We start from the raw sequence: 13,674 nt of genomic DNA on the forward strand, positions 1-13,674 counted from the left end.
GGAACGAAGATCGTTCAGCCAGCCGTTTCATCTGCTTCGAGACTGTGAAGAAATAAAGTACCGCTCATCTGTTGACAAAACCCCGAGATCAATACGGACATGCACGAGATTTTGTCAACAAACGCGGGTACTGCTTTCTTACAGCTCAACCTTGTTGATCGTTCAGGCGTTTAATTGTTAAGCATCCGGCTCTTATTTGTTGACCTTATTGTAGGACTTCCACGCCTTGTCGAGCGCATCAATCACCTGCTGTTGATTTAACTGTCCGGAGTAGTACCCCTGCAGTGCTTTACCAGACTCATCCTTCACGGCTTGAGGAATTGTTGGATCTTGATAAGCTTTGCCTTCGTTTACATATTTCAGGGCGTCGTCTACCCACGGGAAGCTCTTGAACGTATGCACTTTGGCAACCGGATTGAATTTGAGTGCTTCATAGAATGCACTTGAGTCTTTGTCATCGAGAATGTAGTTTACAAAGTCGAGCGCCACTTCTTTATTTTTACTTGACGAAGATACAGCCAGTGACGTGGATGTACTCAGGTTGATTTTGGTATCATCCGGATTATCGTTCAGCGGCATTGGAGCTACACCGAAATTAATGTCTGGATTGGACTTCAGGATCGTCTCTGCGTACCAAGGTCCTTGAATCCACATCGCCGCTTTGCCTGTGGCATAAGCCGCTGCGCCGTCATCCGCTCCGACTTCAAGCGCTTTATCCGTTCCGTTGGCATTGACGAGATCGAACACATCAAACAGGGCTTTCATATCCGAGAAGGAAGCTTCGTCCTTGTTCATTTTTTCCACGAAATCTTTATGTTCCGTCTGTGTCAGTGCCCCTACTGTCAGCGGCAGGAACAATTGCGGAACCCAGGCTTCTTTGTAAGAAAGCTCAAACGGTGTGATGCCAGCTGCTTTCAGCTTTTCTACAACCGCTTTCATTTCTGTCAACGTTGTTGGAACCTCAAGCCCTTGTTCCTTGAAGATATCTTTGTTGTACAGATAACCCCATGACAAGGTTTCCAGCGGAACCGCAACGACTTTGCCGCCTGCATCCGTTACCGAAGGTTTGACCGAATCAAGCAGTTTATCTACAAAAGGTTGATTGGACAAGTCTTCGAGATATCCGGCTTTGCTGAAAGGTGGAATCTCATTGACCGCGTGCAGCGCGAATACGTCCGGTGCGTCATTGGAGGCTAGTCTTGTTTTCAAAATCTGAGGTGCATTATCTGCTGGCGGCATCTCCAGCTGCACATTCACTTCGATGTTTTTATCTGCTTTTTCCTTGGCTTTGAACTGTTCTATATATTTATCGTAATGTTCTTTCAGCCTTGGTTGAGCAATGAATACTTTGAGGTTTACGGTGCTGCCAGCTTTGACTTCGTTCTGTTCATTATCCGTGCCTGCATTCGAGCCGCAGCCTGCGAGCAGAACGCTGACCAGTGCCGCACTTACAACGCTTTTCCATACTTTCATCTCTTATGACCTCCCGGCGTGACTGGTTTGTCTTTCATAGGCTTATTATATATCGCAAAATGTAAGCGCTTCATTGGACAAAATTAGACTCTTCCATTGGATTATTTTAAACCTTAATCCAAGCAGCATTCCCCGAATGAATCATTCGGGGAATGGGTTAGACAACTTATGTTGGCCCTTGCGCATCTCTCCGGGCGACACGCCAAAATGCTTTTTAAATACCCGATAGAAGTAGGACACATCTTCATATCCTGTCATTTCGGCGATATGTTTGAATGGAATCTGATCATCCATCACCCATTCTTTTGCTTTGGTCATTCGAAGCTGCACCGCATAATCGGTCACGTTCACGTCATATTCTTTCTTGAAGGCTTTACTTAAATATTCCTTACTGACAAAAAAGATCTGGGCAAGCTGCTCCAGTGTAATCATCTCCATGCAGTGCTGCTCCATATACTGCTTCACATCTTCAAGGTTCAGCTTATTCTTATACTTGCGCTGTGCAATTAATTGTTCCAGCGCCTGATAATAAGAAGCGGAGATCCATCCTACAGCCGCCCGGATCGAACCCAGCGCCGATGCAGGCGGCAGCCCCCTGTCTTCCGGGCGATCGGACAGCCCATTAGACATACACAGCTCATCCAGCATATTCTGCATCTCATAGACAGCGCGTCCAAGCTGGCGGGGTCTGCGGACCTCGTTTTGTTCCATCTTCCGCTCTAGCTGCTGAAACCATTCCCGCAGGCTCGGCAGGTTCAGGTCGTTGAAGCGCAGACGTGCCTGCTGCTGGAACAGAGAGAATTCTCCCGCGAATGAAGGCGGATAAGCTTCCCACACTTCCGGTGCTGCAGCAGCCTTATCCAGTTCACGACTGCATTTCGCCAGCGCAGCATTTAGTTCTTCCGGGTTCACCGGCTTCAGCAGATAATCCGCTGCACGATACCGCAGCGCGTGTTTGGCATAATTAAAATCATCATAACCGCTCACCACAACAACCTTAATCTCCGGGTACTGACTGCTCAGCGTCTGCATCAGCTCGACACCGTCCGATCCTGGCATACGCATATCCGTAATAATAATATGCGGTTCCAGTGCCTTGACCATCCCTACCGCCTGTTCTCCATCCTCTGCTTCACCGCAGACAACCAAGCCGAGCTCATTCCATTCACCAAGGTTGCGGATGATATCCCGGTTCCAAGGCTCATCATCCACCAGCAGCACTCTATATAACTCCTTATTCACAAGGATTCGCCTCCTGTCGTGCAGGGAATACGTACGATCACCCTGGTTCCCTGTCCATATTCGCTCTCCATATGCATACCGTAATCCGGTCCATAATGCATCACAATCCGTGAAGCTGCATTCAGCAGTCCGATACTTGTGCCTGAGCTCCATACGCGGTCGGTCTGCCGCGTGATGCGCTCCAGTCTGGACTGCATCTCTGCCAGCTTCTCCGGCTCCATACCCATGCCGTTATCACAAATCTGAATAGTCACCAAACCCTGCTGCGGATCAGAGACCACTTCGATGCCCAGTCTCCATTCTCCAGGCTTTTTCTCCAGCCCATGCAGGAATGCATTCTCCACAATCGGCTGTAACGATAATTTCGGAATATAACATTCTCTGAGTTCTCCTGTAATCTCCAGCTTATATTCAAGCCGGCTGGCAAAGCGCTGCTTCTGAATCAGCATATAATGCTCCAATTGATCCAGTTCGGATTGCAGGGGAACAAGGCCGTCGGGTGCCCGCACAATATACCGGAACATCTCACTTAGAGCCCGGATTACCTTGTAGCTGTCTGCCGGCTTTTGCGAATAGACCATACCACCAATCATTTGTAATGTATTTTGCAAAAAGTGGGGATGAATTTGAGATTGCAGCGCTTTAAGCTCTGCTGTCTGCTTCTCCAGATTCATCAAATAGTTGTCCCGGATATGTTCGCGGATTCGACTCGCCATACCGTGCAGATTTTTCTCCAGCAGACCAATCTCATCTACTCGTCCGCTGCGCTCTACTTTACGATCCTTGATCAGCTGGATGCCCTTCATGGAATTCGCCAGTTTGACAATAGGTTTAGAGGTTCGCCAAGCCACCAGTGCTGCCAGAGCAACCGATACCAATGCTGCTGCTCCACCCACGGCAAGTCCATACTTCATCGTTTCCAGTGCACTCTCGTTAATGACATGATCCGGTACGATTTTGATCACCCGCAGTCCTGTCGACTCAATATCGTGATAGAAAATGTATTCCTGGGCTGTACGAATAAAACCTGCGTTATTCTTCGTTTCACTCAGCCGCTTCAACGCTTCATCCGATGGCTGGATGGAGGAGTTCGGCTGATATACCGGATGACCTAAACTATCCCCGATATAGGCGGTATAATCTCCCCTGCTGTCGAGCAGTTCAAGCGTCTGATTAAACTCAGCCCATTTGATCTCCAGACTGATCGCCCCGATCTGAGCCTGATCCTCAAAGCGGTTCATACTTCGGGTCATATGAAACTTCGCCGGATCTATCGGATCATTGATAATTGTAAAATCTTTACGCTCAGTAAAAAGCTTATCGTATCCTTCCGGAACATCCTGAACCGTCTTAATGCGAGATTCCATCGAGTTAAACGTGAACAACGTGTCCTGCTCCTTCAAGTACAGTTCGACACCGAATACATAATTTCCAGCAGAATAGTACACACTGTTCAGCATATTAAAGACGGCTTTCTGTTCATCGAAACGGCTGGAGGCTGGTGCCTCCCGAGTTAACGCCATATACTGATGAAGCTCATCACTGATCTGAATGGAATAAATGATATTATTCATGCGGGTAAACTGTTCTGCCAAATAGACAGAGGCCCAATTCATATTGACCCGGTTCGTATCCACAATCTCGGCTTCCATAGAGGAGCGCGTATTCTCCGCAGCTACCGCAGTTATCACAATGACTGGCAGTACAGCAACCAAGGTCATCGTCAGTATCAATTTATTACGAATGCTGCGCTTGAAAGGATCGATCAGCCGACGGTAGAATTCGTTAAACACAGCGCATCACTCCTGAGCTTAAAATAAGACAAACGCCCCGGCATCAAAGCCGAGGGCGCCATGGTCTTGTTATTTTTTTCGGAAAATATGAAGTAAATGTTGAACTAAGATTTTACACAGGCCACTCCGATGACAGAATAACCTGGAAAGCAGCGGTTATACTATTATTCCCTAATTTTGTTCGATAATGCGGATACCCCAGCGCTCCAGCACCAACTCCTGCCCAGCAGCAATCGAATCTCCTGATAGCAGCTCTGTCCCATCCCCATGCGGATTATGAAAGGAAACCGGTTCGTCGGAATAGTTGAAATAATAGCGAATCGTCTGGCCCTGTTCATTAATACCCGTCTTCACAATGAGCGGAAAAGCAAGCTCCTGATCCGCCCCCCATACACCCGCATCTTTCATTACACGTTCCAGCACCTTGCGAATGACGGCAGCGCTCGTATAACAGCCAACATATGTTGCTCTGCCTTTACCGTAGTTATTTTGCGTGATTGCTGCATATTCTCCCCAGTGTGGATGATCATACCATGCGAGTACCTCCGCAGTCGTCGGTGTAATCAGCTCCATCCAGGTGTGTACTTGATTATGCTCCTCACCTACGCCAAATGGATCATCGCGCAGCGCGACATGCTTCGGCTCAACAAACAGGTTATAGCTGATTCCGCATGCTTCACTGATCAGTCCCGGCTGACGCGTAGAGCGAACTTTGATGTGTTCATTGGCGAAGCCGCTTTTGAACGAATACACGATATGTCCGCCATCCTGTACAAATTGATTTAATTTTTCCAGCAGCGCATCGGATGCTGCATAAAGAGCTGGCACCACCAGCACATCATAACCTGCATAACTCTCCACGGAAGGATCGATTAGATCGCAGCCCATGTTCATTTTGTACAGTTCATCATACATCCAGCGCACAACGTCGTTGTAGTTCTTGTCACTGGTAAAGTTAAAGCCGAACCACTTGATGGAGGTTAACGCCTCGTTGCTAAACAGTACGGCGACCCGATTTGTTTTCTTCAGATTCACCAGCTTAGGACTCAGGCGGGCAAAATCGCTGCCAATCGTCTTGGCTTCGTTATACACCGGATTCGGTTCAAAATCATGACTCAGCAGACCCTTCCAATAGGTCTCAAACGAATTGTGCAGCGAGTGCCAATGCCAATACGCCACCATGTTCGCACCTGAAGCCAAGTGGCTGAATGCCTGTAATCGCAGTTGGCCCGGATAAGGTACCCAATGCCAGAAGGCCTGTGCTTCGGTCTCCAGAACAAGATAATTGGATTGTTTGGTGGAACGCGCCACATCTCCCCCGAACGAGATTTCAATGCCGGTTAACTCGTCTTGGGAAGGATGATAAATATCCACACTGGTGATGTCAAAAGGTCGGGATGCCGCAAAATGATCTACATCCCCCTGAATGCCGTAGGAATATCCGCGCCATTCAAAGTCAAAGTTCTGGGTAACAAACTGACCTTCCTGTTTGTACTCATTCACAATCCCGACCTGCCATGCCAAGAAATCCGTGACCAGCTGCCGCTGGAACTTGGCAAACTCAGCTCCCAGGCTGCCGTTAATGGTGCCCACAACGGAAGGGAAGTCTTCCCAACTGTTGATGCGATTGCTCCAGTAGTCCAGTCCAAATTCCTTGTTCAACTCGTCCAGAGAGCTGAACTTGCTGCGCATATACTTAACAAACTGTAACTGCACGTTGTCTCCAGCTGTGTTGTAGTGCTTCGTTTCATTGTCTGTTTGATATCCGATGACAGCCGGATGTTGACTCACGCGTGAGATCAGCTTGCGGATGATGCGTTCTGCATAGAACAGGTACGTCGGATGGGTGATATCCATAATCTGTCTTGCACCATATTTCCCGGGACCTTGTGCTGTTGTCGCCAGAACATCCGGGTGCTCCTTCACCATCCACGTTGGAACAGCATACGTGGGTGTGCCTACAATGACATGAATGCCCGCCGCATGCATCGCATCCAGCACCCGATCGACGGAAGTGAAATCAAACACGCCGTTTTGCGGTTCATGTGTGCTCCACGTTGATTCAGCGATGCGCACGACATTGATGCCTGCATCTTTCATCATCTGAATGTCTTTGTCCAGTCTCTCGTATGGTATATATTCATCGTAATAGGCTGCGCCGTATAATAACTTGTCCATTGATATAGTCTCCTTAATAGTCAACTCGCCGCGTTGACATATTCCCGTTTTTAATGGTAGCGTTTACATTAATAATGGTATTTGTGCATTTTTATACCGTATCTAATCATTCCAGACTACATATCCTTATCATATTAAGCTGCGGGTGTTAAACTGATTATAATGAAGTGCATGCATAGTGCCGATGGCACAAGGCGAGTATTTTTTACCCTTTTCCGAGGTGAAAGTCATGGATATCCGTTCACAGCTTCGAGAGATGCCGTACCATACGCTGGCTCACTGGCTTCCGATTATCGATAGTAATCTCAAATTCTATGGTGCACACAGCCAGCAAGTACCCTGCGGGTGGGCTATGCCGGAGGAGACACATCCCGGATTTGAAATTATTCTGATCATTCGGGGTACGCAGGAGAGCCTGATTCACGGTTACACTTATACAGTGGAGGAAGGGTCCATCCTGCTTATTCCTCCCGGATTCAGGCATACAAATGAATGTATTTCTACAGAAGGCATGACGTATTTCAGTGCACATTTTAATGTAGATGATCCGGTATTCACTTTAAAGCTGATATCTCAGCGCAGCAGAATCTATGCCGCAGGTACAGAAGATAATATAAAAATACGAGCTGTTCTGGAGAGCTGGATGGGCATGATCAATACTGCCGAAGCTTACACTTCCACGGACAAACTGCTGATGCAGGCACGTATGTTTGAGCTGTTCGCGCTGCTGTCCCAGGCTGCTGACTCTGCACCGGAATCGGCTATTTCCGCCTCTGCCTCTCAAGCTCCGGCTCCAACAGCCATGCATTACGCAGGGGCAGTTGCCGAGGCGATCAAACAGGCCTTTCATGCCCAGCTCCGAGCGCGGGACGGCAGTGTTTCGTCGGTCAGGGTGGAGCAGATTATTGCATCGCTCGGCATCAGCCCAGGATACGGTTTACAAGTTTTCCGTAAAGTATTTGGACAATCTCCGCGTGCATATTTGTCGGATCTGAAGCTGCAGGAAGCCAAAATGCTGATGGAGCAGCCCGATCTGTCTCTCGGGGAGATTGCGATCAAACTCGGCTATACACACTTGTCCCACTTCAGCAGACAGTTCAAACGCTGGACAGGTCAAAGCCCGCTTCTCTACCGGAACCAACATGCCGAGAACAGCCGTGAACCTTTTTCTCACCGCCCTGAAGGCGGGCCGCCCGAATCTTGAAGACGAGCTTGGGCCTTTATGTAATCAAGCTGTTCCGGGGTATTCATATTACTCAACTGCCGTGCAGCCTGCTCAATACCAACCTGCTCCAGTTCATATGTTTCGACATAGCGGCACTCCATTTCTTCCAGCCAGCGGATCACACGCAGACGGTCATGAATCAGGCAGTGCTCCAGTTCGGGAAGTATACGTCTGTGGTACACTCCTGCAAGCGGATGAATGCGTCCATCCACATGCGGAATGATGACATGATATGTTTCATCCTGCAGTGCCAACCTCTTCATTCCATTGAAAAAGGAAGGCTGCAGCAGCGGCATATCGCAGGCACAGACCAGATTCCAGTCGGTATTTGATGCAGACAGTGCGGCATGAAGGCCGGCAAGCGGCCCCTTGCCGGGATATTCATCCTGCACACATTCAATGCCTTCGTACCCCATTGCGCTGTAGATTGCTTCATTCGGACCTGCTGCAGCGACAATTCGGGATACTGCAGGTTTCATCGTGTTCACAATATGATTCAGAACGGTCGAGCCGTTCAGTTCCAGCAGTGCTTTGTCGGTCCCCATTCGCCTGGATAATCCGCCTGCCAGTATAATGCCTGTCCATTTTTTTGCTTCCATCGCCAACCTCCTCCCCGTAGTACCATGAGCTTATAATAAAATAAAAGTATGATTCATTTAAGGCTAACTACACGTCCTGGAAGTTCAGTTCGGATATCGCAGCTATCATATGAGTTACAGTTTACACGGTGGACCGTGGGTCATCATCCTGCATTTACATTACTCGCTGGAGCAGGACATCACCTTAATCCATTTATTCTATACATTGAATCCCCTTTCAACAAATGATACATTGAACAATATGATTTGATTCGGAAAGGAATGGCTCAATTGGACAGATCTGCATCTGTGAGAGGCACATCTTCGCTGGCCTCATTGAAACTATATAATTTTTTCATTTACGGAGCCATTTCGATCTTCGCCGGATTCCTGCAGCTCTATCTACAAGAGATTGGTATGACCAAACTGGAGATTGGCAGCCTGATGGCCATCGGTCCCTTTGTATCCCTCTTTGCCAATCCGTTCTGGGGCTACTGGAGCGATAAGTCACGCAATATTCGGATCGTGCTGATGATCATGATGGGAGGTACCTTTGTGCTCGCACAAGGGGTATTTTACGCGCCCACGTATGCCTGGATATATGCAGCTATGATTATCTTTTATTTTTTTCAGAGTCCGCTATTCGCTCAAACCAACAGTCTGATTCTTGGGTACATTGATGGCACCGGGAAAAAATTCGGCACCTTTCGGCTCTGGGGTTCGCTGGGTTGGGCACTGACCGCGGCCGCCGCCGGGCCGGTTATTGACCGTTATGGCGTAAGCAGTGTATCCATTATATTTGCATGCATGATCACTACTGCCTTTGTCTTGTCCGTCTTCCTGCCAAGGCAGCCCATCGCCTCAGACACACCCGTTATTACATTCCGGCGGTTCGGCAAAGTTATGTTTAATCCGTATTTTATGATTTTCATCGGACTTGGGGTGCTTGTTTCGGTGCCTAACGCTATGAATAGTACCTTTATGTCGCTATATATTGTAGAGATGGGCGGCGACAAGCAGATGGTCGGCTGGGCCATCTTCACATCTTCCATTCTTGAAGTGGGTGTGTTCCTGCTGCTTGACCGGCTGCTTAAACGCAAAATGAGCATGCTGCTCGGCTCGCTCATCGTGGTCAGTCTGTTGTTTGCGCTGCGCTGGCAGCTCATGGCTCTGGCGTCTAACCCGCTGGAGGTTGTATTTATTCAGTTGATGCACTCTGTCACGTTTGGCGGTTATTTCTATGTCGGTACGCAGCTCACCATGCTGTTTATTCCAAGGCCCTATCGTTCCTCCGGGCAGGCGGTGTATACAATGGCTTGGGGCGGCCTTTCCGGTGTCATCGCCGGATTATTCGGTGGATGGCTGTTCCAGAGCTTCGGGGCTGAGGTGATGTACAGCATCGGTGTCTTCTTCTCACTCATCGGCGCTGCCGGCTTCGCCACGATGTGGCTGTGGAACCGCCGTAATGGATACCAGCCTACGGTGCTCACAGAGATGGGCAGCATGGATGAGGACAGGTAGTATCAATTCGTATTAGTGGAATCATTCAAGGTGACTAACGATTTCCACAGCCAATATCTCCGAGGCCAACAATCAATCACTTTGAGCTAACCGCTAACGATCTCCAGGAAGCTTATTTGGACGTTTTTCAGGTGTTTCACATTCTAACGATTTCCAGGAACCTTATTTCCGCTCTGATAGGGGAAAACCGCTTAAAAACATCACATTCAAGGGGGATAGGGTCCGTACGAATCGTTAGAATTCAGAAGTGCCGAAAAACGGGCAAATAGCGTTTCCTGAGATCGTTAGAATGATTTACAGCCAAGCTGATGGGCCACGGTATGATGATGTGTACATTAGATTATTATCTAGTCTAAATGTCTAGTCCAAAGGCTTGCCGATCACTTGACTGCTCGAAGCCTGGTCGTTTTTTGGGTTCCTCCCCCAATCACAAAAAAGGCGTTCCGTCACGATCATGACGGAACGCCTTTTCTTCAATGTTATAACCGTTTGCGCTTTAATGCTCGGCAGCCCAAGCCAAACTTAGGCCTTTGGCAGTTGGAACGAGCTTTTCAGCGATACAACCCGGTTGAATACCGGACGGCCTGGCTCGGAGTGCTTCGGATCAACACTGAAGTAACCGTGACGGAAAAATTGGAATTTGTCCTGCGGTTGTGCTTCTTTCATCTCCTGCTCCACGTAGCCGTGAACGATCTCGAGAGAGTTCGGGTTCAGCTGATCCAGGAACGTTTTCTCCGGCTGCTCGATAGTCTCTGCTCCAGCACCCGTTACATCCGCTTCAATCTCAGCTCCTGCTATCGCTGCTTCTACTTCGGCCTCCGCCTCGGGTGCTTCTGCCGAAATCAGCGGCTCGTACAAACGGAATTCCGCAGGTACCGCTTGAGTCGCTTCCACCCAGTGAATCGTGCCTTTCACTTTACGTCCCGTAAAGCCGCTACCGCTCTTCGTTTCTACGTCATAGGTACAGTGGATCTCAACGACATTACCGTCTGCATCCTTGATTACGTCATTACATTTAATGAAGTAGGCATGTTTCAAACGAACTTCGTTGCCCGGGAACAAACGGAAGTATTTGTTCGGCGGATTTTCCATAAAGTCGTCTTGCTCGATATAAATCTCACGGGAAAACGGAATTTGGCGGCTGCCCATCTCCGGATTTTCCACGTTATTCTCCGCTTCCAGCCACTCCACTTGTCCCTCAGGGTAGTTGGTGATAACCACTTTGAGCGGGTGCAGCACAGCCATGGTGCGCGGGGCTTTCAGTTTCAGATCCTCACGAACAAAGTGCTCCAGCGTTTGCAGATCGATCACGCCTTGGCTTTTGGAAATGCCTGTTTCGAATACAAAATCACGAATCGCTTCCGGTGTGTACCCCCGGCGGCGCAGACCTGAAATCGTTGGCATCCGTGGATCATCCCAGCCATCGACATGGCCTTCATCCACGAGCAGCTTCAGCTTACGTTTGCTCGTTACCATCTGGGACAGGTTCAGGCGGCCAAATTCGTATTGACGCGGCTGACTCTCCATCTCGCACTCGGCGATGACCCAATCATAGAACGGGCGTTGATCTTCAAACTCCAGGGAACACAGAGAGTGTGTCACACCTTCAATCGCATCTTCAAGCGGGTGTGCAAATGCATACATCGGGTAGATGCACCATTTGTCGCCCGTGTTATGGTGGTGTGCATGAGAGATACGGTAAATAACCGGATCACGCAGGTTGATGTTAGGCGAAGCCATATCAATCTTGGCCCGCAGCACCTTTTCTCCGTTCTTGAATTCGCCTGCGCGCATGCGTGTGAACAGGTCGAGATTCTCTTCCACCGAACGGTCACGGTATGGGCTGTTTTTGCCCGGCTCGGTCAGTGTTCCGCGCATTTGTCGAATTTCGTCGGCACTTTGGTCGTCGACATAGGCTTTACCTTTTTGAATCAGCAGGACCGCACGGCTGTACATCTCATCGAAATAATCCGAGGCAAAACGTTTCTCGTTCCACTCGTATCCGAGCCACTTCACGTCTTCCTGGATGGAGTTTACATACTCCACGTCTTCCTTCACCGGGTTCGTGTCATCAAAGCGCAGATTGGTTTTGCCGCCGAACTCGCCGCCCAGCGTAAAGTTGATCCAGATCGCCTTCGCATGACCAATATGCAGATAACCGTTCGGTTCCGGAGGAAAACGGGTAATAACTTCCTGGACTTTGCCCGACCGGAGGTCTTCGGTAATGATATTTTTAATAAAGTTAGGTGGGGTTGTGAATCGATTGTCCACGAGTATCAAACCTTTCATGAATGGATTGGAGCTTGCAGGAATTGCAGCAATTCCGGTTTAAATTCCTTAAATACGAAGTCATTTCCTGAAAATATCCACTTTCATGGAAAGTTTCGTACGCGTTTCATTTAAATATACCTTTAACGGGGGAGGAGTTCAATAAATAACAGTACCAAAGTCAGGATCAGACATTATATGTGCATCCTTGCAAGTTAGGCCTAATACCATTTTGACGAGTTCGCACGAATCATGTAGCATATGATTAAAACTAAATTTAAGGGAGGGTTTCCCAAGTGAACGCGCTAAAACTGACCAAAGAACAGCAGGATGAAGCCATTCGCACGATCCAGTCGTATTTTGAAGAGGAACGCGGCGAAGAATTGGGCGATCTGGCAGCATGGGGCGTCCTCGACCTGTTTATGACACAGCTTGCTCCCTACATATATAATCAGGCACTCAGTGACGCACGCACAACGGTAAACCAGCGCATGGCCTCCATAGAAGAAGATCTGTTTGCTCTGGAGCGCAAATTGCCCCGGCCTCCCCGCTAATCTACCTATTATATAAAGAAAGAAGGTTGCAATCATGTTTACCTATTCACTCGATGAATATACGGAGCTTCGCCCGCTTTTGATGGAGCACACCAAACCGCTGTTTGAACTGACAGACCGTTCCAGGGATCAACTTAGACATTGGCTGCCTTGGGTCGACCAGGTAACCGAGATTGAACATACATCGAACTTTATTACAAGCGCGTTAAAACAAGCTGCGGAGAACGGCGGTTTCACGGCTGGCATCTGGTTAAAAGGAGAACTGGCCGGCATCATCGGTTTCCACGAGATTAACTGGACGAGCCGCTCCGTAAGCATCGGATACTGGCTTGGCAAAGGATTCGAAGGACAAGGCCTGATGACCAGCGCCTGCCGTGTCCTAGTGGATTACGCCCTCGTGACACTGGATCTGAACCGGGTCGAAATTCGCTGTGCCACAAACAACAAACGCAGCCGTGCCATTCCGGAACGACTTGGCTTCGTGCTTGAAGGCGTGATCCGCCAGGCAGAGAAACTGCCTAAAGGATATGTGAACCATGCGGTGTACGGCATGCTGCAGCATGAATGGGAACTTTTGCGATAAAACAGCCTTACATAATGAACCTGAATCGAACTTGTTATAACCTTTTCATAAATAAAAGCACGTGAGAGTGAATCAAAGTCACTCGGAGTACGTTAGAGTATATCGAATGACTATGAAAATACATTAACGCATCCCTTATATCCGCCTGCCCTTCGTCTGTGACAGCACATGTCCCACAGATGAAGGGTTATTGTGGTTACAGCCCCAATTTTTACTTCCCATTAAGGTTGAACTAATCTCTGCTTCATGCTCGGTGCCT

10 protein-coding genes are annotated in these 13,674 nt (G+C 48.7%); 4 read left to right on the plus strand and 6 right to left on the minus strand.

What is annotated here, in order from left to right:
* Window positions 1-192: 192 nt before the first annotated feature.
* The 4 genes from MKY97_RS26470 to MKY97_RS26485 all read right to left on the minus strand — a co-directional run bounded on the left by MKY97_RS26470 (window position 193) and on the right by MKY97_RS26485 (window position 6,686).
* The gene (locus tag MKY97_RS26470) at window positions 193-1,473 is read right to left on the minus strand and encodes an extracellular solute-binding protein (protein WP_342553119.1); all 1,281 of its coding nucleotides are present in this window, start codon (window positions 1,471-1,473) and stop codon (window positions 193-195) included.
* Between the two features lie 141 nt (window positions 1,474-1,614).
* The gene (locus MKY97_RS26475; RefSeq protein WP_342553120.1) at window positions 1,615-2,715 is read right to left on the minus strand and encodes a response regulator; all 1,101 of its coding nucleotides are present in this window, start codon (window positions 2,713-2,715) and stop codon (window positions 1,615-1,617) included.
* The gene (locus MKY97_RS26480) at window positions 2,712-4,508 is read right to left on the minus strand and encodes a histidine kinase (RefSeq protein WP_342553121.1); all 1,797 of its coding nucleotides are present in this window, start codon (window positions 4,506-4,508) and stop codon (window positions 2,712-2,714) included. The genes MKY97_RS26475 and MKY97_RS26480 overlap by 4 nt, the downstream gene beginning before the upstream one ends.
* A gap of 171 nt (window positions 4,509-4,679) precedes the next feature.
* The gene (locus MKY97_RS26485; protein WP_342553122.1) at window positions 4,680-6,686 is read right to left on the minus strand and encodes a beta-galactosidase; all 2,007 of its coding nucleotides are present in this window, start codon (window positions 6,684-6,686) and stop codon (window positions 4,680-4,682) included.
* Window positions 6,687-6,915: 229 nt separating this feature from the next.
* Between MKY97_RS26485 and MKY97_RS26490 the strand changes: the two genes are divergently transcribed.
* A complete protein-coding gene (locus tag MKY97_RS26490) occupies window positions 6,916-7,890 on the plus strand; it encodes an AraC family transcriptional regulator (RefSeq protein ID WP_342553123.1) in 975 nt (324 codons plus the stop codon).
* Here MKY97_RS26490 and MKY97_RS26495 read toward each other — a convergent pair.
* Window positions 7,857-8,510 (minus strand): molybdenum cofactor guanylyltransferase, encoded by a 654-nt coding sequence (locus MKY97_RS26495; protein WP_342553124.1) that lies wholly within the window; start codon window positions 8,508-8,510, stop codon window positions 7,857-7,859. The two genes, MKY97_RS26490 and MKY97_RS26495, sit on opposite strands and share 34 nt — an antisense overlap.
* A gap of 270 nt (window positions 8,511-8,780) precedes the next feature.
* Here MKY97_RS26495 and MKY97_RS26500 point away from each other — a divergent pair, with 270 nt between their 5' ends.
* The gene (locus tag MKY97_RS26500; RefSeq protein WP_342553125.1) at window positions 8,781-10,010 is read left to right on the plus strand and encodes an MFS transporter; all 1,230 of its coding nucleotides are present in this window, start codon (window positions 8,781-8,783) and stop codon (window positions 10,008-10,010) included.
* Window positions 10,011-10,532: 522 nt separating this feature from the next.
* Here the strand turns inward: MKY97_RS26500 and MKY97_RS26505 are convergent.
* On the minus strand, window positions 10,533-12,299 hold the full coding sequence (locus MKY97_RS26505) for a glutamine--tRNA ligase/YqeY domain fusion protein (RefSeq protein WP_342553126.1): 1,767 nt from the start codon (window positions 12,297-12,299) through the stop codon (window positions 10,533-10,535).
* Between the two features lie 275 nt (window positions 12,300-12,574).
* Here MKY97_RS26505 and MKY97_RS26510 point away from each other — a divergent pair, with 275 nt between their 5' ends.
* Complete coding sequence (locus MKY97_RS26510; protein ID WP_342553127.1) at window positions 12,575-12,832, plus strand: DUF2164 domain-containing protein; 258 nt, start codon at window positions 12,575-12,577, stop codon at window positions 12,830-12,832.
* A 34-nt stretch (window positions 12,833-12,866) separates the two neighbouring features.
* Window positions 12,867-13,415, plus strand: coding sequence for a GNAT family protein (locus MKY97_RS26515; RefSeq protein WP_342553128.1), 549 nt, complete (start codon window positions 12,867-12,869; stop codon window positions 13,413-13,415).
* Window positions 13,416-13,674: the final 259 nt, after the last annotated feature.

It is taken from the genome of Paenibacillus sp. FSL R7-0652 (genome assembly GCF_038595045.1).
Classification (GTDB): domain Bacteria; phylum Bacillota; class Bacilli; order Paenibacillales; family Paenibacillaceae; genus Paenibacillus.

Excerpts from the sequence above, each read along its gene's own strand:
- MKY97_RS26515 (WP_342553128.1), top strand. The coding sequence starts at position 12,867 with ATGTTTACCTATTCACTCGATGAATATACGGAGCTTCGCCCGCTTTTG.
- MKY97_RS26495 (WP_342553124.1), bottom strand. The coding sequence starts at position 8,510 with ATGGAAGCAAAAAAATGGACAGGCATTATACTGGCAGGCGGATTATCC.
- MKY97_RS26490 (WP_342553123.1), top strand. The coding sequence starts at position 6,916 with ATGGATATCCGTTCACAGCTTCGAGAGATGCCGTACCATACGCTGGCT.
- MKY97_RS26505 (WP_342553126.1), bottom strand. The coding sequence starts at position 12,299 with ATGAAAGGTTTGATACTCGTGGACAATCGATTCACAACCCCACCTAAC.
- MKY97_RS26470 (WP_342553119.1), bottom strand. The coding sequence starts at position 1,473 with ATGAAAGTATGGAAAAGCGTTGTAAGTGCGGCACTGGTCAGCGTTCTG.
- MKY97_RS26485 (WP_342553122.1), bottom strand. The coding sequence starts at position 6,686 with ATGGACAAGTTATTATACGGCGCAGCCTATTACGATGAATATATACCA.